This is a genomic window from Bartonella vinsonii subsp. berkhoffii ATCC 51672 (assembly GCF_902825225.1).
Lineage (GTDB): Bacteria > Pseudomonadota > Alphaproteobacteria > Rhizobiales > Rhizobiaceae > Bartonella > Bartonella berkhoffii.
Map to the genome: position 1 here is coordinate 1 of NZ_CADEAK010000156.1, position 452 is coordinate 452.

The 452-nt window shown below is 49.3% G+C and carries 1 pseudogene; it reads right to left on the minus strand.

The features are described 5' to 3' along the window. Positions 1–173: 173 nt before the first annotated feature. Positions 174–452, minus strand: a pseudogene (locus J7R10_RS08710) (late control protein); the annotation flags it as partial.

Below are 452 nucleotides of genomic sequence, written 5' to 3' on the forward strand. Positions count from 1 at the left end.
ATTTTAATGTTTCCTTGTAAAGTGTATCCATAATTTTTTAACACTCTTTCATCTATAGTAGCCATCTTCTCATTGCTTCAAGTGATAAGAAGTGGCTGCGATGTTAAGAGCTCTTACATCGGACGGGGTGTGTCGCTAAACTTCTCCCGTTGGCTGGGCAACCAGCCCAGCCTCTATTCTTTGTTGCTTTCCTTTCCCTTGTCTGGTGCTTCGAGTGTGATTTCTGTGGTGTATCCGCTTTGTTTCTCGTAGCGGTGGGTGACGGTTTCGGCTTTCCATGATCCATTGATTTCGCCGCGGAACCCTTGAAGAAGCAGTGGTTGGTCCGCCATGATTTCGGGGCACCCTTCAAGGGACAAAGAACCACTGCCCATGCTACGGCACAGCCGGTCTGATTCTGAGGCGGCAGCAGCTAAAGCCTCTTCCCTGCTGGTGTAGCAACAACGCAAACG